General features: G+C 56.2%; 19 protein-coding genes. 15 read left to right on the top strand and 4 right to left on the bottom strand.

Features of this window, described 5'->3' with window-relative positions; genetic code table 11:
• A complete protein-coding gene (locus tag ACR0CA_RS12800) occupies positions 1-816 on the bottom strand; it encodes an urease accessory protein UreD (RefSeq protein ID WP_480899395.1) in 816 nt (271 codons plus the stop codon).
• Between the two features lie 400 nt (positions 817-1,216).
• Here ACR0CA_RS12800 and urtA point away from each other — a divergent pair, with 400 nt between their 5' ends.
• The 14 genes from urtA (at position 1,217) to ACR0CA_RS12870 (ending at position 16,173) form a co-directional block, all read left to right on the top strand.
• On the top strand, positions 1,217-2,497 hold the full coding sequence (urtA, locus tag ACR0CA_RS12805) for an urea ABC transporter substrate-binding protein (protein WP_480505053.1): 1,281 nt from the start codon (positions 1,217-1,219) through the stop codon (positions 2,495-2,497).
• A 61-nt stretch (positions 2,498-2,558) separates the two neighbouring features.
• Complete coding sequence (gene urtB / locus ACR0CA_RS12810; protein WP_480899396.1) at positions 2,559-4,511, top strand: urea ABC transporter permease subunit UrtB; 1,953 nt, start codon at positions 2,559-2,561, stop codon at positions 4,509-4,511.
• A gap of 3 nt (positions 4,512-4,514) precedes the next feature.
• Positions 4,515-5,744 carry an urea ABC transporter permease subunit UrtC gene (urtC, locus tag ACR0CA_RS12815; RefSeq protein WP_480899398.1) on the top strand — a complete coding sequence of 410 codons (1,230 nt, stop codon included), beginning with the start codon at positions 4,515-4,517 and terminating at the stop codon, positions 5,742-5,744.
• Positions 5,741-6,481 carry an urea ABC transporter ATP-binding protein UrtD gene (gene urtD / locus ACR0CA_RS12820; RefSeq protein WP_170773791.1) on the top strand — a complete coding sequence of 247 codons (741 nt, stop codon included), beginning with the start codon at positions 5,741-5,743 and terminating at the stop codon, positions 6,479-6,481. The genes urtC and urtD overlap by 4 nt, the downstream gene beginning before the upstream one ends.
• 3 nt (positions 6,482-6,484) lie before the next feature.
• Entirely contained in the window at positions 6,485-7,180 is a 696-nt protein-coding gene (gene urtE / locus ACR0CA_RS12825) for an urea ABC transporter ATP-binding subunit UrtE (protein ID WP_480552003.1), read from the top strand.
• A 298-nt stretch (positions 7,181-7,478) separates the two neighbouring features.
• Positions 7,479-7,676: a Flp family type IVb pilin gene (locus tag ACR0CA_RS12830; protein WP_480899399.1), complete on the top strand. Its 198-nt coding sequence runs from the start codon at positions 7,479-7,481 to the stop codon at positions 7,674-7,676.
• A 257-nt stretch (positions 7,677-7,933) separates the two neighbouring features.
• Positions 7,934-8,785: a Flp pilus assembly protein CpaB gene (gene cpaB / locus ACR0CA_RS12835; RefSeq protein WP_480899401.1), complete on the top strand. Its 852-nt coding sequence runs from the start codon at positions 7,934-7,936 to the stop codon at positions 8,783-8,785.
• A 28-nt stretch (positions 8,786-8,813) separates the two neighbouring features.
• Entirely contained in the window at positions 8,814-10,331 is a 1,518-nt protein-coding gene (locus tag ACR0CA_RS12840; RefSeq protein ID WP_480899403.1) for a pilus assembly protein TadG-related protein, read from the top strand.
• 53 nt (positions 10,332-10,384) lie between these two features.
• Positions 10,385-10,828 (top strand): TadE family protein, encoded by a 444-nt coding sequence (locus ACR0CA_RS12845; protein ID WP_480899429.1) that lies wholly within the window; start codon positions 10,385-10,387, stop codon positions 10,826-10,828.
• Positions 10,825-11,469 carry a TadE/TadG family type IV pilus assembly protein gene (locus ACR0CA_RS12850; protein WP_480899404.1) on the top strand — a complete coding sequence of 215 codons (645 nt, stop codon included), beginning with the start codon at positions 10,825-10,827 and terminating at the stop codon, positions 11,467-11,469. The genes ACR0CA_RS12845 and ACR0CA_RS12850 overlap by 4 nt, the downstream gene beginning before the upstream one ends.
• A gap of 11 nt (positions 11,470-11,480) precedes the next feature.
• Positions 11,481-12,686, top strand: coding sequence for a CpaE/TadZ family protein (locus tag ACR0CA_RS12855; protein ID WP_480899406.1), 1,206 nt, complete (start codon positions 11,481-11,483; stop codon positions 12,684-12,686).
• Positions 12,687-12,733: 47 nt separating this feature from the next.
• The gene (locus tag ACR0CA_RS12860) at positions 12,734-14,131 is read left to right on the top strand and encodes a TadA family conjugal transfer-associated ATPase (RefSeq protein ID WP_480899408.1); all 1,398 of its coding nucleotides are present in this window, start codon (positions 12,734-12,736) and stop codon (positions 14,129-14,131) included.
• A 14-nt stretch (positions 14,132-14,145) separates the two neighbouring features.
• The gene (locus ACR0CA_RS12865) at positions 14,146-15,171 is read left to right on the top strand and encodes a type II secretion system F family protein (RefSeq protein WP_170786937.1); all 1,026 of its coding nucleotides are present in this window, start codon (positions 14,146-14,148) and stop codon (positions 15,169-15,171) included.
• A gap of 12 nt (positions 15,172-15,183) precedes the next feature.
• Positions 15,184-16,173, top strand: a complete 990-nt coding sequence (locus ACR0CA_RS12870; protein ID WP_480505070.1) for a type II secretion system F family protein — start codon at positions 15,184-15,186, stop codon at positions 16,171-16,173.
• Positions 16,174-16,186: 13 nt separating this feature from the next.
• Here the strand turns inward: ACR0CA_RS12870 and ACR0CA_RS12875 are convergent, their stop codons facing one another.
• Together ACR0CA_RS12875 and ACR0CA_RS12880 are read right to left on the bottom strand one after the other, a co-directional pair.
• On the bottom strand, positions 16,187-16,666 hold the full coding sequence (locus ACR0CA_RS12875; protein ID WP_170786933.1) for an A24 family peptidase: 480 nt from the start codon (positions 16,664-16,666) through the stop codon (positions 16,187-16,189).
• A complete protein-coding gene (locus ACR0CA_RS12880) occupies positions 16,666-17,514 on the bottom strand; it encodes a response regulator transcription factor (protein ID WP_170773817.1) in 849 nt (282 codons plus the stop codon). The genes ACR0CA_RS12875 and ACR0CA_RS12880 overlap by 1 nt, the downstream gene beginning before the upstream one ends.
• A gap of 533 nt (positions 17,515-18,047) precedes the next feature.
• Here ACR0CA_RS12880 and ACR0CA_RS12885 point away from each other — a divergent pair.
• Complete coding sequence (locus ACR0CA_RS12885; RefSeq protein ID WP_480899410.1) at positions 18,048-19,394, top strand: ABC transporter substrate-binding protein; 1,347 nt, start codon at positions 18,048-18,050, stop codon at positions 19,392-19,394.
• Between the two features lie 178 nt (positions 19,395-19,572).
• Here ACR0CA_RS12885 and gph read toward each other — a convergent pair whose 3' ends face one another.
• Positions 19,573-20,247 carry a phosphoglycolate phosphatase gene (gene gph, locus ACR0CA_RS12890; protein WP_480899411.1) on the bottom strand — a complete coding sequence of 225 codons (675 nt, stop codon included), beginning with the start codon at positions 20,245-20,247 and terminating at the stop codon, positions 19,573-19,575.
• Between the last annotated feature and the right edge of the window lie 13 nt (positions 20,248-20,260).

Genomic DNA, 20,260 nt, shown 5'->3' on the forward strand with positions numbered 1-20,260 from the left:
TCAGATCATCCAGCATCTGGGAAGCGTGTCATTGTTCAATCGCCGCAGAACCGGCATCAGCGTGCGGCGGAGGGTAAAGCTGTTCTCGGCCAGCACCCGGATTACCAGCAGATCGTCTTGGATCAGCGAGGCTCCGGCGGTTTCGGATAGCATATCGCGGATGGGGTCGAGCTGGCCCTCGGCTGTGGGAGAGACAAAGGCAACCAGCGCCATCGCCCCCGCGCCGCCTGCGATATGCGGTTTGGACAGGTGGGCGTGCAGATCACCGTCGTATTGCATCGCGTCCAGAAACAGCGGTGTGCCATCGCGCAGGATCTCGACCCGGTCGCGCAGGCGGATATCGGTCAGGGTCTCGCCCATCGCCATGCGGCCAAAGACCAGCGGTTCTACCATCAGTGCGGTGGCTTCCGGGGCAAGGTCGATCTGCAACCGACGCTCCAGCGCGCTGCCGTCAAACAGGATGGTTTCCTGCGGCAGCCAGTTCAGCCGCGCACCCGGAGCGACGCTTAGGTGGTTCACGATCTGGCCCGAGGGACCAGATTTGGCTTTATACGCGCGCTCGCAGGCCTGAGTTGTTAGCGTCAGGGTGGTGTCGTCGCCCGCATGGCCGGTAAAGCGGAAATTGTCGCCGCCGGTGATCCCGCCAGCGGTGTTCAGCAGCACCGCATCCAGTGCGTCGCAATCGGTGCGCGGAAACAGGCACTTGAACGAGCCCGACTGCCGGAACCCGTCCAGAACCGAGGATGTGCCCAATCGTTTGGCACTCAGCCGAATCGCACCTTGCGCGCGCGGCGGGGTCGCGGTTTGCGTGGGCAATATCGAGGCATGATGTGTAATGGCGCACCTGCGGATCACTTTGTTCTGCCGCTTGTTTCGCCGTTTGGACGTCGGAACTCTATTCTGCCTTGTCGGAATTGGGCCAATATCCGGCGGATTGGATTAATTTTTGAGCGAATTGGTTAACGACTGCCTGAAAATTAAACAAATGAGACGGATTGTCGGAAATGATCTGTCAACTATTTGCCAAATTCTCTGCGATGCAGAAACGGTATGGGTGCCCGCCACGGGGACGATCCCCGAGGGTGTGTGACGGCTGCGCGAATTGGACCTCGGACACAACCGCCACACGGATCGCAACAACAGTTGCGGGGATCAGGTAGAAGAAGAGTGCGTATCTGCGCAAGCCCTCTCTCCCGGCCCCGCCCAGGAGAATCATATGACATCTCTCAAATCCACGCTCGCCGGATCTCTTGTCTTTGCCGCCATGGCGACCGCTGCACTGTCTGCCGAAGACACGATCAAAGTCGGTGTATTGCACTCGCTTTCTGGCACCATGGCGATTTCGGAAACCACGCTGAAAGACACCATGCTGATGCTGATAGACCAGCAAAACGCCAAGGGTGGCCTGCTGGGCAAACAGCTTGAGGCGGTTGTCGTCGACCCCGCATCCGACTGGCCGCTGTTTGCTGAAAAGGCGCGCGAGCTGCTGACCGTGCATGAAGTGGATGTGATCTTCGGCAACTGGACCTCGGTCAGCCGCAAATCGGTTCTGCCGGTGATCGAAGAACTGAACGGCCTGCTGTTCTACCCGGTTCAGTATGAGGGCGAAGAATCGTCCAAGAACGTCTTCTACACCGGCGCCGCGCCGAACCAGCAGGCAATCCCTGCGACCGACTATTTCCTAGAGGAACTGGGGGTCGAGAAATTCGCTCTGCTCGGCACAGACTATGTCTACCCCAGAACCACCAACAACATTCTGGAAAGCTATCTGAAGGGTAAAGGCATCGCGGACGAGGATATCTTCGTCAACTACACCCCCTTCGGTCATTCCGACTGGTCCAAGATCGTTGCGGACGTGGTCGCGCTGGGTGCAGACGGTAAGAAAGTTGGCGTGATCTCGACCATCAATGGCGACGCAAATATCGGCTTCTATAAGGAACTGGCAGCAGCAGGCGTTTCGGCGGACGATATTCCGGTCGTGGCCTTCTCGGTCGGAGAAGAAGAACTCTCGGGTCTGGATACCACCAACCTGGTCGGTCACCTGGCCGCGTGGAACTACTTCCAGTCGGCAGATACCGATGTGAACGCCGAATTCGTTGAGACGTGGAAAGCCACCATGGGTGAAGACCGCGTGACCAACGACCCGATGGAAGCACACTATATCGGCTTCAACATGTGGGTGAACGCCGCGACTGAAGCCGGCTCGACCGAAGTCGACGATGTGCGCGCCGCGATGTACGGCCAGGAGTTCCCGAACCTGACCGGTGGAACCGCAGTCATGCTACCGAACCACCACTTGGCCAAACCGGTTCTGATCGGTGAGATTCAGGAAGACGGTCAGTTCGACATCATTAGCGAAACTGACGTTGTTCCGGGCGACGCCTGGACCGACTTCCTGCCGGAATCGGCGGTACTGAAGTCTGACTGGAAAGATCTGGGCTGCGGTATGTACAACACCGAGACCAAGACCTGCGTTCAGACGCTGTCAAACTACTAAACGACACGCAAGGCGGGTGTGATCGCCCGCCTTGCCCTTAAGACACCTCGGGTTTCTCTACATGTTACGACTATTCCTTGCGGGCCTCGCAATCCTGTGCGCCTGCCTGACGGCCAACGCGCAAGAGGGCGGTCTGCAACCGATCCTGCAAGAGCATCAGGAGATCATCGCCAAAAGCTCGCGCAAGACGATCGGACCGGCGATTGAAGCGATTGCCAGCAGCGGGTTGCCGCAAGCGCAGGTCATGCTTGAGACGTGGGCCGCCAAAAACGTGTGGATGCGCAAGTCCGATGGCCTGTTCTTTGCTGGCAAAAAGGGTGAAGGGCGTTCATATGAGCTGACCGATTTCGACACCGGAGAGGTCGTCGGGACGTTTGAGAAATCCGACCTGAAACAGTTGAAACCCAATAGCGGCATCCGCGCGATGATCGGCACGGCACTGGTACAATTCCAACTGACCGACCCGGATCGTGCAAAACGACTGGCCGCTTTGACGTCTATCCAACGCGATCCCGAGGGCGCTCTGCTTGAGCCGCTGCGCGCGTCGATTGATGGCGAACCCGACGCCGATCTGAAAGCGCAGAAGCAACGCCTCGAGCGGTTGCTGACCATCGGCTACAACGAAGATACTGAAGCCCGTGTGGTCGCGATCGAGGAGATCTCCGACGATCTGGGTGTGGACGTGCGCGCGGCTTTGAACCCTCTGGTCGTGACCAGGCTGCAAACGGCGACAGACTTACCTTCGGATGTGAATATCGCCGGCGTTCTGCAACCCGGCTCGGATGACCTGTCGCGTGATGCGGCCTATGACCTGTTGGTTGCCAGCGATTTGGCCGCGCCGCGTGTTTCGGCGGATGACATCCGTGCGGCGTTGGCTGCCAATATCCACGGAGGCCGCGTGGGGGGTGTTCCCGTCGCGCAACTGAACTCCGACGCCGCCCGCGCGCAGGCTTATGCGGCGCTGGCCGAAGCCGGAACTGTTCCCGCGTTGATAACGCAGACTGACATCGATGCAGCGCTGGGCGCGCATGTGTTCTTTGAAACCTATGCCGAGCCTTCTCCTGAAGTCACAGCCGCCGCCGAAAAGGCGCTGGACCAAATCGAACTGAAGGTCGGCCTGAACCAGACCCTCGACCTGACTCTGGACGCGATTTCTCTGGCCTCGATCTATTTCCTCGCCGCTATCGGTCTTGCCATCACCTTCGGCGTGATGGGCGTGATCAACATGGCCCATGGCGAGTTCATCATGATGGGCGCCTATACCGGCTATGTGGTGCAGCAGTTTATCCCCGACCATACGCTGTCGATCATCGTCGCCATCCCGATGGCCTTTGCCGTCACTTTCGCCATGGGCGTCGCGATGGAGCGGCTGGTGATCCGTTGGCTTTATTCTCGCCCGCTGGAGACTCTGCTGGCGACGTTTGGTATCTCTATTGCGCTGCAACAACTGGCCAAGAACATCTTTGGCACGCAGGCCCGCCCACTGACTGCACCGGGCTGGCTGGACGGAGCATGGGTGCTGAACGATGTGGTTTCGATCAGTTACATCCGCATCGCGATCTTTGTTCTGGCGATGATCTTTCTGGGACTGTTCCTGTACATCATGAAACGCACGCGGCTGGGGCTTGAGATGCGCGCCGTCACGCAGAACCCGCGCATGGCCGGGTCGATGGGCATCAACCCGGGGCGGGTGAACATGCTGACCTTTGGCCTCGGCTCGGGCATCGCCGGGATCGCGGGGGTTGCGATTGGGTTGTTCGCCAAGGTCACGTCCGACTTAGGCAGCGATTATATCGTGCAAAGCTTCATGACCGTGGTTGTCGGGGGTGTCGGCAACATCTGGGGTGCTCTGGCTGGTGCGGGCATGATCGGCTTCCTGCAAAAGGGGATCGAGTGGATGAACCCGTCGAATACCCTTGCAGCGCAGACCTACATGATCATCTTCATCATCATTTTCATCCAGTTCCGGCCAAGGGGCATCATCGCCCTCAAAGGCCGCGCGGCGGGGGATTGAGCCATGGAACGCAGCTTTGTTGCCAAAAACCCCTCGGTACTGGTCTTTCTGGCCATCCTGTCGCTGTTTACTTTGGGCGTCACCGTCCTGTCCGAAGGGTTCGGGATCGGCGTGATCTCGACCAGTTTCGTCAAGACGCTGGGCAAAACCCTGTGCCTTTGCCTGATTGCCGTAGCAATGGATCTGGTCTGGGGTTTCACCGGCATCCTGTCCCTCGGCCATTTCGCCTTTTTCGGGCTGGGCGGTTACATGATCGGCATGTGGCTGATGTATGAACGCACGCGGCTGATCGTGGTCGAGTCACTGTCGCAAGCCGAAATCCCTCCGACGTCATCCGAAGTCGTGGACGCCATTGGTACGCAAATCTTCGGCGTGGTTGGTTCGTCCGAATTCCCGTTGATCTGGGCCTTTTCGGACAGCCTGTTCCTGCAACTGGCGCTGGTGGTGCTGGTGCCGGGCCTTCTGGCGCTGATCTTCGGTTGGCTCGCTTTCCGCAGTCGGGTGACGGGCGTCTACCTGTCGATCCTGACCCAAGCGATGACTTTGGCACTGGCGCTGTACCTGTTTCAGAACGACAGTGGCTTGCGCGGCAACAATGGCCTGTCGGGCCTACAGAACCTGCCGGGTGTCACCGTCTCGCAGGACGTGGTGTCGATCTGGTTCCTTTGGGCCTCGGCACTGGCCTTGGGGCTGGGCTATTTGCTGGCGGCATGGGTGGTGTCGGGCAAGTTCGGCTCGGTCATTCGCGGCATCCGCGATAACGAGGCGCGGGTGCGGTTCCTCGGCTATTCGGTCGAGGTCTACAAGCTGACCGTCTTCACTCTGACCGCCTGCATCGCCGCCATCGCGGGCGCACTCTATTATCCGCAGGCGGGCATTATCAACCCCGAGGAGATGGCCCCCATCGCCTCGATCTATCTGGCCGTTTGGGTCGCCATCGGCGGGCGCGGTCGCCTGTACGGTGCCGTCATCGGCGCGGCGTTCGTCAGTCTGCTTAGCACATGGTTCACCGGCGGGCAGGCCCCGGACATCCCGCTGGGCTTCTATACAATCAAATGGGTTGACTGGTGGCAGGTGCTGCTGGGCGTGTCCTTCGTGCTGGTCACACTGTTCGCCCCACAAGGGATCGGGGGGCTGTTCGACCTCTGGACCAACCGCAGGGCACCGCAGCGCCACGGTGCGGCCCTGGGGCCTGATGAAAGCGCGTTGCGCGAAAAGGAGGCCACGGAATGAGCACTCTGCTAGAAGTCAGCGGCGTTTCCGTCACCTTTGACGGGTTCCGCGCCATCAACAACCTGTCGTTCCAGATCGGCAACGCGGAACTGCGCGCCGTGATCGGGCCGAACGGTGCGGGCAAGACCACTTTCATGGATATCGTCACAGGCAAAACCCGACCCGACGAAGGCCGCGTCATCTGGGGCGAGAAATCCGTTTCCCTGCTGCGCATGAGTGAGGCCAAGATCGCGCAGGCCGGGATCGGGCGGAAATTCCAGAAACCCACCGTGTTCGAAGATCAGAGCGTGCAGGAAAACCTGCTGATGGCGCTGAAGAACAAACGCGGATGGTTGGGCGTGCTGTTCTACCGCCCTTCAAAGGGCGATCTGGAGAAAGTCGAGGAACTGGCCGCCGAGATCGGCTTGAAGGACGAGTTGACCCGCAAATCGGGCGAACTCAGCCACGGGCAGAAGCAATGGCTTGAGATTGGGATGCTTCTGGCACAGGAGCCGCGCTTGCTTTTGGTAGACGAACCCGCTGCCGGGATGACCCCGCAGGAACGCGAACACACCACCGATCTTCTGGTGCAGGCCGCGAAAACCCGCGCCGTGGTTGTGGTGGAGCATGATATGGAGTTTGTCCGCCGTTTGAACTGCAAGGTGACTGTGTTGCACGAGGGCTCGGTTCTGGCCGAGGGGTCCTTGGACCACGTGACATCAAATCAGGACGTCATCGACGTTTATCTGGGGCGCTAGGCGATGCTGAAACTGAACGATCTGACCCTGCACTACGGGCATTCGCAAATCCTGCACGGTGTTTCGATGCAAGCCGCGCAGGGTGAGGTGACCTGCGTGATGGGCACCAATGGTGTCGGAAAGACCAGCCTGATCAAGGCAATCTCGGGCACGCATCCCCGCTCTGGCGGTACGCTGGAGCTGAATGGTGAGGCCCTCCCGCCCTTTCCGGCGCATAAAATGGCGTGGAAGGGGGTGGCATACGTTCCACAGGGGCGCGAGATCTTTCCTCTGCTGACCGTGCGCGAAAACCTGGAAACCGGCTTTGCCTGCCTGCCGTCCAGCGAACACTTTATCCCCGATGAGATTTTCGACTTATTCCCGGTTCTCAAGAAAATGCAGAACCGCCGCGGAGGTGATCTGTCAGGTGGCCAGCAACAACAACTCGCCATCGCACGTGCCCTGATCACCAAACCCAGCCTGCTGCTGCTGGATGAACCTACCGAGGGTATTCAGCCCAACATCATCCAGCAGATCGGTGAGGTCATTCGCCATCTGCGCTCTAAAGGTGAGATGGCGATCGTTCTGGTCGAGCAGTATTTCGATTTCGCCTATGACCTCGCTGACCGCTTCGTTGTTCTGAGGCGCGGTGAGATTTTGATGCAAGGATCGCGGCAAGAGCTGTCGCGCGACCGGGTTCTGCAAGGCGTAACAGTTTAGAACACTCAATCCGCGAATTGGGGGCAAATGTGGCCGATCTGTGTTCTCAGATCGGCCATAGACGTGTTTGCGTGTGAAATAAGCGGGAATCACCGATCGAATCGCTGATTCAACGCAAGAGCAAGGTCACAAATCTGCCTTAAACGACAAAAATTTCCCGTTATACGGGAAAACCTTTTCGTTTGTGGGGAGGCTCTAAAGGTTCACGGCTGGTAAACATTCTATTAACGGGGATGCTGCCTGGTACCTCGTAAGCGTGCGGATTTCGCACTTGGTAAAACAGTCTGGAGTAAAAATTATGTCGAAAACTATTCGCGAGTTGTTTCTGAAGCTGCGCAAAGACGAGAGCGGCGCGACCCTGGTCGAATATGGCGTTGCCCTGCTGCTCGCCGTTATTGTTGGCGGTACTGCGCTGGTAAGCATCGCACAAGACACCTCGGCCAACTTTGATGATGCGGCTGACGTTCTGAGCGATACTCGCGCGGTGGCTCCCTAATATTTTAAGTTTGTTCTGAGGTTTACACATAGTTGGTTGGAGTAAGTCGTGTCGCGTTGTGTCACGAGTACCAATCACCTCTGTTGGGACGAAAATGTACAGCCTCTGAACTATATTAAGTTGCCCCCGCCTTTTAGATGGGGCGGGGGCAACACGTAGATGGTAAAATGCGTCAGTGTGAATGCTGAATTGCTCAGTTATATTGAACATCGCCCAAACCTGACAGCCAAAACTACTTTCGGAAATTGGAGGGCAAAATGCGCGTTAAATCCCTATTAATGTCTATCTTCGGTATTGGTCTCGCTGGGGGTGCGGTGCTCTGGACCCAAGACCAGCTTGAGCGCAACCAAGCGGCTGCTGTCGACGCGAGTATTGTTCGGGTTGTTGCTGTATCAGAAGACATTCCGTTTGGAAGCCCGATTGAAAGTCATAAACTGACGACGATCGAGTGGCCGGCTGAAGCTGTGCCGGTCGGTGTTTTCACTAGTTACAATGATGTTTTGCCCGCAGTGGGTGGAGAGCCGCGCCGCGCCAAGCGAGCGTTGGCACAAGGTGAAATTCTTCTTGCCTCCAAAGTATCAGAATTCGGCGAGAAAGTCACTATTGTTCAGACACTTGGTGAAGGCAACCGCGCCATGGCGATCAACGTCGACGCGCAAACCGGCGTTGGTGGGTTTGTAACTCCCGGTGACTATATCGACATTGTTCTGACACGCGGGCGAGATGAGGAGTTGCGCGCCATTACGATCCTTCAAAATATCCGCATAATTGGTGTCGACCAGCAAGCCGATGAAGAAATTGACAGACCTGGCATTGCGCGGACCGTTACCGTCGAGGTGACTCCGGAACAAAGCCAGCGTTTGGCCCTGGCACAGAAGGCCGGACAGCTGAGCCTGTCTCTGCGTTCACTGGATGAGACTGAAAACAAACCTCTTGAGGCTGTACGTTTGAGCGACATCCTGCTGGAAAAATCACCAGTCGAAGATGGTACCCCGCAACCTGTTGTGAAAGTGCGTCGCGGTATCTCGGACGTTCAGGAAGAGAAGGTAACTATTACGGCAACCGACGACGAGGTTCCGCTTACGGACACATCCAGCACCGTGAATTGATGCTAGTCAGGGTTAGGGAGGGTAAACGATGACTTTTGTTTCCAAGTTCCAGAAAGAAGAAGACGGAACGATCCTGATTTTTGTGGCACTTAGCCTGGCCATGATCCTCGGCTTCGCCGCCCTGACCTTTGACCTTGGCCGTATGGCCTCGACCCAGACCGACCTGCAGTCTTATGCCGACCATGTGGCATTGGCCGCGGCGGGCGAACTTGACGGCAATGCCGACGCTATTACCCGCGCGCGTACAGCCGCCGAGAACATGATCGCGGATCGCCAATTCTTTGCCGATGGGGATCAGACGCTTGACTCGGCCGCCGATTTCAGCTTGCGCTTTCTGACCGGTTTGCCGGACCCTGCTGTCGACCCTGATGATGATGACGCGGTCGACGCATTTGTGACCACCGATCCACTTGCGGCAGTTATGGTCGAGGTGCAAGCAACGCCGCGAACCGTTCTCCTGCCCTTTACACGTGGTTTGGCTGCGTTGTTGGGGGCCCCTGCTCCGAATGAACAAGTCGGCGCGACCGCGATTGCTGGCTATACAGCTTTTGCTTGCGATGTGACGCCTCTGATGTTTTGCATCCCGAATGGTTGGACGGCCAACGCTAATGTTGGTCAGGCTATCCAGTTGCGTACCGGCGGGAACAGTTCGGCCTGGGGGCCGGGCAACTTTGGCTTCCTTGATCCTCAAGATATCGGGATCAATCCCAACGGCCCTTGTGCGGGTTTGAATGGATCAAGCCTTTATATCTGCCTTATCGCCGCCGAAGGGAACCTGACGCAGTGCGTGTCGCAGCGCGGGGTGGACACGGAACCGGGGCAACGGAACGGTATTGGTTCGGCCATCTATAACTCTCGTTTTGATTTGTTCCTTGCGACGATGCGCAACTTGCGGAATGATCCTGCCTATGCCCCTGGTCCTCAAGTTATTGCTGGGTGGGAGAATCCGACGGGCCGGTGCTTGAATAACAATCCAACTATTTCAGATGACACCATGCCGTTCCCGCGCGACGACTGTTTTGATGCCGGAAACTGCGCCGCATTGGTGCCCGAAGGTGGCGGCCGCTTCGGTGATGGGGACTGGGATGATGGGAGAGCCGACTATTTGGCGACGAACTATGGTACTGGAACAGACCCTTTAAACCCGCTGCAACCACATCCGCAGATTGCTGATGGGACCATAAGCTTGCCTACCGGCAATACGCGTTACCAGATGTATCTGGATGAGATTAACAAGTTCGCTGGCCGTGACATTCTTGAGGGACGCAGTGAAACGGGTCGTCGGCAATGTGCGAGCACAACGAACCCTGACCCTGATCGCCGCACATTCATCGCCGCCGCTATCGATTGCGATACCAATCCAGTTGCAGGTCGAGCTGTGGACGTGCCGGTACAGGAATTCGTAAGAGTCTTTCTGATCCAGCCACTGGAGCAAACTTCGGGGACTGATTTCGATATCTATGTCGAAGTGGTTGAACAGGTCGGAGGTGCCGGAGCAGGCATCGACGAAGGTATCTTCCGCGATGTCGTGAGGTTGTACCGGTGAAACGTTTGCTGTCCCATATCACTCGCTTCAAGCGCTGTGAATCCGGTGCTCCGATGGTCGAATTCGCACTGGTCATGCCCCTGATCTTGCTGTTCTTGGCGGTGATCATCGAAGGGGGCAGGATCACATGGATACACCAATCCACATCCGCCGGGGTCCGCGACGCTTCGCGAATGATTGCGCGTATTGCACCATTGGATCTGTGCGAGACGGGGACCCCCGGCGATTTTCAGGATTTGGAAGATTTGGCGACTGATATTGTTGAAACACAATTGGATGGGTCGACTGTAATTCCGGCAGGCGCAATTTTGTCGGATGTGTCTTTCGCTTGTTTCGAGCGGGCTGGTGACTATCGTTTGAATCCCACCTCGGTGGTCGAGGTTACGGCCGATGTACGCATTGATTTGATATTTGGTGGAATTTTTGACTTTTTTGGTGACGGGGTTGGCGCGTTGAATTTCCAAGTTGCGGATCAAAGCAGGGTGTATGGCGTATGAACCAGGTTCTTCATATCCTACAAGCGTTTGCCCGCAATCAGCGTGGTGCCGCTTTGGTCGAGTTGGCAATCGTCATCCCGCTTTTTCTGTTCCTGATTTTCGGGGTCGTAGACTACGGGCGTCTTTACTGGTCGACGACGGCGTCGCAAAAAGCGATGCACACCGCTGCCCGTTTGGCGACGGTTGGCCCACCGCAATGTGGAGCGTTGCCGGCAACTCACACACTGGGCCCTGGTGGAGATGCGAATACCCGTTTTGGGGCCTTGTGCCGAAGCAATGGTGGCATTTGCGCTGTCCCCAATCTTCCGGCGCCGTGCACGCTGGATACTTCGACCCCGTACGGCGCGCGCATCTGGAACCAGATCGGTCCTCTGTTGCCGCCGGGCACAGGACCTGCGAATGTACAGTTCACTTATTCACATGATGCCCGTCTGGGATTCCTAGGTGGTCCCTATACCCCGGTCGTGACGGCTGATTTGATCGGTGTCGATTTCAATTTCGTAATGCCGCTGGCTGGTCTGGCTGCGCTGGCCTCGGGCAATCCGGCGGTCACGTCGAATACCCCAAACAGTATTTCCCTGCCCGCCATGAGCACTTCGGTTCCTGCCGAAGACCTGGCTGTTGGTGTGCCGGTAGAGTAAGGAGTAAGATAATGAATTCCAAGCAGATTTCAGTGTTTTTGATTTCGCCCGATGAAGAGATTTACTCGGCTATCGAGGGGTCTCTGGCAGATCAGGAGAATTGCAGCTTTACCGGTCGGAAAGAAACGGTGTCCGGCGTCAATGGAAAGGCCGCAAACCTTGCGTCTTTGCATGATGTTGTCCTGTTCGATGTCGAAGATGACGCCGAAGGCGCGCTGAAGACGGCGCAGAACATTTGCGATGCGCGGATGCCCAATGCCATTATCATCGCGCTTGCCCCCGAAAATCTGCCGCTGGACAAGGCGCGGCAGCTTACGAAACTGGGCGTGGACGAGGTATTGCCCCGAAATGCCATCAACGAAGAGATCGTGCCGCAGGTGGATGCGATCCGCAACCGCCGTCAGGCGCAACTGCCCACCGTTTGGAGTGGACATGCAACTCTCGGCAAGGTGATTGCGGTTGCCAAGTCGCGTGGCGGGGTTGGGTCCTCGCTGGTGGCTGCGAATATGGCAAACGAGTTGCAGGCCAAGGAGGGTTTCTTCAAGAAGAAAGCGACCAATGAGGTTGCGGTTGTGGATCTGGATTTCCAGTTCGGGTCGATCGCGGCGCTGATGGACGTGGAAGAAAGCGACGCGATGTGGCGCATGGCGATGGATGAAAGCATCCCAGACGGTGCGTTTTTGGAACAGGCCATGGTCAAGGCACCCTGCGGTGTCGACGTTCTGGCCGCACCCTCGCGCTATGGCCCGCTGTCGGCCATTCAGGAAGACCAGATCACGGCTATTCTGGATAACCTGAAGCGGACCCATGATTATGTGGTCGTCGACCTGCCACGGGCGCTGGTGGAATGGATCTCTCCGGTGCTGACGCAGGCCGACAGGCTGTATCTGGTGACGGATGTCGCCGTCCCGTCGGTGCGATCGGCCCGCAAATTGATGGATTTCTATCAAAGCGAGAACCCCGCCATCGATATCCAACTTGTGGCGAGCCTTGAAAAGAAACCTCTGCTGCCCGCAGCTCATCACCGCGCAGCGGCCAAGTTGCTGGAACAGGATTTTGCCCATTGGGTGCCCAAGGACGACCGCACGGTCCGTGAATCGGTGGACCGAGGCATCCCGTTGCAAGATGTTTCCAACCGTGCGCCTGCAACGCGGGCGATCAAGAAACTGGCCGATGATGCCCGCGCTGCAATGCCGCCGCGTGTTGGCAACTCGTAACCGTATATCCGCAGACGTGAAGTAAAAAGTAGTAAAGGTTTAAGAACATGTTTCGTGAATTTGACAGGACAGGTCGCACAACTTCGAACGCCGCGAAGGTCGTTCCGCTGGAAACGAAGCAGGTTTCTGAAAAAGCTTCGGATACGGTTGTGTTTGAAGCCGAGAAAAAGGCGACCAAGCACGCCAGAGAGATGGATCGCATCGACCTGAAAGCGCGGATGCACAATTCGCTGCTGGACAAGTTGAACCTGGCGGTGATCGACAAGGTTGAAGAAGACACGCTGCGCGGTGAGATCGGCAAACATGCCACCGAGCTGTTGCGCTACGAAGGCCGCGCCATGCGCAGCGAAGAGGTCAAACAACTGGTCGAAGAGCTGATGCATGAGGTTCTGGGCCTTGGCCCGCTTGAACCTTTGCTGGCCGATCCGACAATCAACGATATCCTTGTGAACGGCCATCAGCAGATTTTCGTAGAACGCGCCGGTATTCTTGAGAAAACCCCGGCTCGGTTCCGTGATGAACGTCACCTGTTGCGTATCATCGACAAGATCGTCAGCCGCGTTGGTCGCCGTATCGACGAACGTCAACCTTGGGTAGATGCGCGTCTTGAGGATGGCAGCCGTGTGAATGCGATCATCCGGCCTTGTGCGCTGGACGGGCCCGCGCTGTCTATCCGTAAGTTTGCCCGCGTGCCTCTGACTATGCAGCGCCTTGTGAACAATGGCGCGTTGAATGATAGCGCGGCGTCGCTGCTGCGCGGTCTGGTCGAGGCCAAGATGAACATTCTGATCTCGGGTGGCACCGGCTCTGGTAAGACCACGATGCTGAATGCACTTTCAACCTATATAGGTGGGAGCGAACGCATCGTGACCATCGAAGACGCGGCCGAATTGCAGCTGCAGCAGGAACATGTACTGCGTATGGAAACCCGCCCGGCAGGTCTGGACGGAACCGGTGCCGTTGCACAGCGTGATCTGGTCCGCAACGCTCTGCGGATGCGCCCTGACCGCATCGTGGTGGGCGAAGTGCGCGGTTCTGAGGCGTTCGACATGCTGCAGGCGATGAACACTGGCCACGATGGTTCAATGACTACGGTCCACGCCAACAGCCCTCGGGACGCCCTGTCTCGTGTTGAACAGATGGTTCAGATGGGTGGTATGGAACTGCCGCACTCGGCCATTCGTGCAACTATTGCCTCGGCCATTCACTTCGTGTTGCAGCTGAACCGCCTGTCCGATGGTACCCGCCGCGTAACCTCGATCGCCGAAGTCACTGGTATGGAGGGCGAAATCGTCACCATGCAAGACATTTTTGTCTTCAAACGCGAAGGCAAGGACGAGAACGGCAAGGTTAAGGGTCGCTTTATGCCGACCGGCATTCGTCCGAAGTCCAGCGATGCTCTGGCCGCTGCCGGGATCGACATGTCCTCGATCCAGTTCAACTAAGGAGGGCCAGCGGTATGGAACAGCTTCGCGCTTTTATAGAAAACCTGGATCTAAGCACGATCGTCGGCCCCGAAATGGAAGTCGCCGGGTTTGATGTCCGCTTTATTATCGCACTAGTGATTTTTCTTGGCGCTCTTATCGCTTTTGAAGGTATTCGTCAGTTTTCCCGTCGCGGTGAAAACCGGGAAGAAGCGATAAACCGCCGTATTCAGATGCTGAACGAAGGCAAGACTGGCGAAGATGTTCTCAACCTTCTCAAACCTCAGGAGACGCGCCCAATCCTGCGCAAGTTTCCCTTTGTGGGTGATTTGCCGGCCGCTTTGAAGGCAGCTGGGTTGAACATGGTTCCGGAAATGTTTCTGATCGGGTGTGGTGTTGCGTTTCTGATTAGTGCCATCGGTGGCACAATGGTTGCAAATCCACTTCAGGTCATCCCGATTTCTATCCTCTTGTTCATAATCGCTCCTTTGATTTTTCTCGGATCCGCGCTGAGACGGCAAAAGGCAGCATTGATTAAGCAACTGCCCGACGCGTTGGATTTGATGTCGAGAGGTCTAAAAGTTGGTCATCCGTTAAACACGACACTTCAGAGCGTTTCTGAAGAAATGCCTGATCCTATTGGAACAGAGTTTGGTCTCGTTGTCGATCAGGTAGCCTTTGGCGAGGAATTGACCGAGGCGATGAAAAATATGGCTGATCGAGTTGACGAGGAAGACGTCCGATATCTGGCGGTTGCTTTAATGATGCAGCATGGTTCCGGCGGCGATCTAGCCGGAATCCTTAAGACCCTCGCCCAGGTGATCCGAGCGCGCATGTCTTTGCGCCGTAAGATCAAGGCCATCTCAGCCGAAGGGCGTATGACAGCTTACATTCTATCGTCTATTCCGGTGGTGATTGCGGTGGCCATGACGATCTTGTCGCCGTCCTACTACGGAGATGTAATGGACGCACCGTCTTTTTGGCCGGTGATGGGAGTTATCGCAGCTGCGATTGTCCTGAACGCCATCGTTATGTTCAAACTCGTGAATTTCCGGATATAAGGAGCGTTTGCGATGCAACTTTTAGACTCTTTGCTGCAAAATGAGTTTGCCCTTCAAGCTTTGATTTTTCTTCTAGTGATTGCCGGGGCGTTCATTGCTTTCTTTGGTATTTCGTCTTCGCTGAGCGAGCGCTCGTCGGCAGCAGACCGTATGGTGCCAAGCCGACCGAGGCAAAACTTGGCACGCGTCAATATCGATAGAGGTGAAGACCCAGCTCCAACTGGTCTGACTGCAGCCTTAATACCCGCTGATGCCAATCTGCGATTTGAAGTGGGGCAGGTGTTGGCGCAATCTGGATTTCGTGGCAAGAACGCGATAGCAGGATACTATGCAGTTCGCCTGGCGCTAGCGACGTCTTTGCCCATGATCTTTTTGGCGTTATTGAGTTGGCAACTTCCGACGAGCATTGGGGCGCGGATCGCAGACTATATGTCTGGGCTGGATGTGCTTTCTATCCTACGCAATGTCGTGATCCTTTGTGCCATTGGCTTCTTCGTTCCGCAGCTTTGGATGAACTCGCGTATCAAAGAACGCCGCCGTTTGATGGAAAACGCTTTCCCAAATATGCTGGACTTGCTTCAGATTGGTGTCGAGGCTGGAATGGGGTTCGATCAGGCTTTGCTAAAAGTGGCGGTAGAGTTGCAGCTTGTTTCGCCAGAATTGTCGGAAGAAATTCTAGTTGCTCTGAGTGAAATTCAAGCGGGCCGCGACCGTGATGCAGCCTTAATGCGCATGGCGCGCCGAACCGGAATTGAAGAAATGAGTTCCTTTGTCAGTGTTGTTCTGCAATCGACGCGATTTGGTGTGCCACTTGCTTCCGCATTGAAAACATACGCTGACGAGATGCGGGAACTACGCGAACTCAGAGCGCAAGAGATGGCAAACAAGCTGCCGGTCAAGATGTCTGGCGTAATGGCAATGTTGATGCTACCGGCTCTTGCAGGATTGATCCTGGCCCCGGTTGTTATCCGCTATTCTAGCTCGCTAGCAGCAGGTAACTAAGCGACTAGGACAATTAAAACACAGACAGCGTAATCATGACCAGGCCTGACGCCCCTATGGCGACGCCCATTGGAAACTCTCGTGATTGCGCTGTCGACTCAAATTTAGGGGATAAACGCTTGGCGTAGCGCCGAAAGAGCGACATCCCGATCAAACCAAGAGCCATGGCTGCGGAAAATACAATCATATACAATGGCACGGCGCTTGGGGGCATGGCCAAAAAAACAACAGGCAACATCTTGGCGTCCCCACCTCCCAACCAGTTCAGCGCAAAAAGCCCTAGGCAAACCACAAAACATGCAGCGCCGATCAGCAGCCGGATCAGCAAAGTATTCCAGTCCAGAAACGGGGCCGCGACAAGGCATAGGCCTAGGCCAATCAGGCAATACAGATTAGGGATGCGAAGCTGGGTGAAATCGGTCCAGGCCGTTGCCACGAACAGAGGGGCGAACAGCCAAAGCGAGATCCAATTTTGCCAGTCCAGTTGTGGCATTAAGCCCTTGCTTGATGCTGTTTCCCATGCAGAGCTTCACGCTCTTCAACGGATACTAGCCGACGGGCCAGCATATGGAAGTTGTCCAGACCCGTTTTGGAATAGATATGCTTGAGGTGTGTCCTGACAGTAGCAGCGCCAATGTCCAACTCGGCGCCAATAGCCTGCGAGGACAATCCTCGAGATACCAGTACACAGACCCGCCACTCAGCCCGCGTCAGACCAGTCGGGTTGTCGGTGCTGAGAATCGCAACGTTTTCCGTGCTACTTTTCCGAATGGTCGCAACCGACTGGCGCGACAGCGCTTCGGTTACCAGACCGGGACGGCGACTTTGGAATGTTTCGGACAATTGGGGTGCAATTTGTTCAATTGCCTCTTTGAAACCCGGTTCCGGGTTGCGCCCGAAATGCAGCTCTAAGAAGTCAATCTCACCGCCCTGGTGATCAAGACAGACAAACAGAATGTCCGAAAGGCTGCGATGTGAAATCCACTCGGTCAGGACGGGGGAAAGATCGCTCGGGTCTTCGCCATCTTCAACCAGACTAAAGACCGAGGCCCGCTTGGGCATATTGCGAAACGGCCCCAACGCGTCATTCGCGAAAGACAGGAATAGAGGACGGCAATGGGCAGGATCTCGGGTGTCTGCCCTGGCGGCAACGCGATGAGAACCCTTGTTCAGCCACAGACGGCTGATTACGGCGCATTCGGCGCCAAATGCTTCGGCAATACCATTCAGCGCGGCGTCCAATACAAGACCGCCCTGACTCCAATGAATGAAATTGATGATCGCTCTGGCATGTTGCGCGTTTGGCAGCCACGCACCGCTATGAGCTTTCCCCCCAATCATGAGTTACCGTTCCACACTGGTTAAAACAACTTACTGGCTAATGGCACGAATTGTATTTTCGCCTCAACCGATTCTTCAATAGTCCAAAAATCCTACCAATCGTACATGAACCGAAAATTAACATTACATATATCCTAGCGGTGCATCTAATCATGTGTCTTATTGGTCGAATGTCGGAGACAAACGGTTGTAAAGTATCGAAATGTATCTTTAGAAGCCTTAATCAGAGATGCGTTCTATGCCCCAGATATGGCGGCTCTCGCGTTAAAATCTGAGCAAAACGGCTGCCGTGGCGTCGTTTCTCAAAGCGAAAGGCAGTTGGTGTAAGCCTCGATATTTTCAATGGAAATAGTGTGATAGGTGCGCTCCAATCAGAAAATACTGCTGGCCCGATGTGTCGTCATAGGCGTAGGTGTGTTGCGATTGAAGCCCGATGCTTTGAAACTGTTTTCTTGCACAACCCTATGGTTACCCTCAGTTTCGGCTGTGACTGGATAGGTTTGACGGCATGACACGGGGAATGGAAAGAGTGGATGAGTAGCAAATCTGTCACACGTCGCTACTCGCTGACCGGTGGAGTCGTAGCGAGCACCGGCCTGGCGTTGCCGATGATCTTTCCCACTTCGTCCTCTGCTGGTTTCACGAATGCACCAAACGGAAGCACGGTTACGTTTGGCTTCAATGCGGCTTTGTCAGGACCCTTCTCGGAAGAAGGAAATGACCAATTGCGCGGGCAGAAACTGGCCGTCGAGCATCTTAATGGCCAGGGAGATGGCGGGTGCCTGAACGCGTTTTCCTCGCGGGCGCTGGCCGGGAATGGTGTTTTGGGCAAGAAAGTCACGTTTGTCGTGGCAGATTCAGAAGGCAAGGCGTCCAAGGCGCATTCTTCTGCCAAGGCAATGATAAATTCCGATGGCGCGGTGATGCTGAATGGCGGGTCGACGTCGGGCGAGGCCATTGCGGTTCAGAACCTGTGCCAAGACGCGGGCGTGATCTTCATGGCTGGCCTGGCGCATACAAATGACCTCACGGGTAAGGAGAAGAAAGCCAATGGTTTCCGCAATTACTTCAATGCCTATATGACGGGTGCCTCCCTTGCTCCGGTTTTGGCGGCTGAGCTGGGCACGGACCGCCGTGCTTATCATCTGAGTGCTGACTACAATTGGGGCTGGTCCCAGGAAGAGGCGATTGTTGCCTCGACCGAAGCGTTGGGATGGCAAACAGTCAATCGGGTTAAAACCACTCTGACATCGACGGAATTTACGACACATATCGCGTCGATTCTAAACTCGGGAGCGGATGTTCTGATCCTGAACCACTATGGTGCCAACTTGGAGGATTCGTTGGCCAGCGCGTTGCAATTCGGTTTGTTGGACAAGGTCGCGAATGGCAAGGATTTCAAGATTGTCGTCCCGGTACTTTCCGATCTCATGGCCGCGAGGGCGGGTCCGAGTATCAAGGGCGTGCTGGGTTCGATGAATTGGAACTGGCAGCTGCAGGATAAAGGGACAAAGGCGTTCGTGTCGTCCTTTCAGGAAGCATATGGCTTCCCGCCTTCGATCGCGGCACAGACCGGCTATTCTCAGGTTTTGCTCTATGCCGATGCAGTCGAACGGGCGGGAACCTTCAACCCATGTGGTGTTGTCGAAGCTCTCGAAGATTTCGAGTTTGACGGTTTGGGTAATGGGCCAAGCTGGTACCGTGGTGCGGATCACCAGTGTTTCAAAGACGTACTTGTTGTGCAGGGACGTGATAGCCCGACCGACCCTTATGACAGGCTGGAAGTCGTCGATGTTACCCCAAGGGCGCAGGTCGAATATGACCCTCAGCATCCGATGTTTTCTGGTGGCCAGTTAGGAAAGTGCAATCCGGGCGCATAATTGACGCACAAGAATTTTCGACGAAAATTCTCTGTCTCGCCGAATACGGGAAACCCCCAATATCTTCGGAGGGCGCGGGCGGATAACTCTAGTTCATCCAAGGTTACACCGAGGACAATCCACTTCCCCGGATGAGGGGCTGGCTACTTTCCCCCTCGGCCGGCCCTTCATTTTCGGGTCAGGCTGTTTCTTCCAACATCGTCAGCGACGCCCTCACCGCTGACGGCAATTCTATCGCTTGGTCATAGCTGAGCATGTGGGGGATCTCGTCAATCGATGATTTGCGATAGCCTTTCGTGAATAGCAGGAATGGAACCTTTGCGCGTTGCGCTGTTTCCGCATCGACCTCGCTGTCGCCGATGAACAAGCGCGGACCGGTTTGAGGGATCGCGTCAAAGCTGGCGTGCAGATGGGCGGGGTCGGGTTTGCGGGTGTTCAGCGTATCGCCGCCGAAAACGGTATCGAAAAATTGCGACAGCCCTAGCGCGTCCAGGATGTGGCGAGCCGGGGCCTCGGGCTTATTGGTGCAGATGCCAAGTACGCAGCCCATTTGCTGCAATTGGGCCAAAGCCTCCGGTACGCCCGGGTAGACAACGGTCTGCGCACTGGAGGCCGCCCCGTAGTAGTCCAGAGTTCGTTTGGCCAATTCGCTGTGGCGGTCTAGCGGTATGTCGCAGTGGCCCATCACACGCTCAACCAGTTTCGGCAGGCCGTTGCCCACGAATTTCTGGATGATCTCCTGCGGCAGCGCGGGTTTGCCTTCGTCGCCCAGCATCCGGTTCGCCGCTGCGGCGATATCGGGCAAGCTGTCAATCAGCGTACCATCCAGGTCGAACATCAGCGTTGCGGTCATTGAAACCTCGGTC

This window comes from Ruegeria sp. F12 (assembly GCF_056533885.1).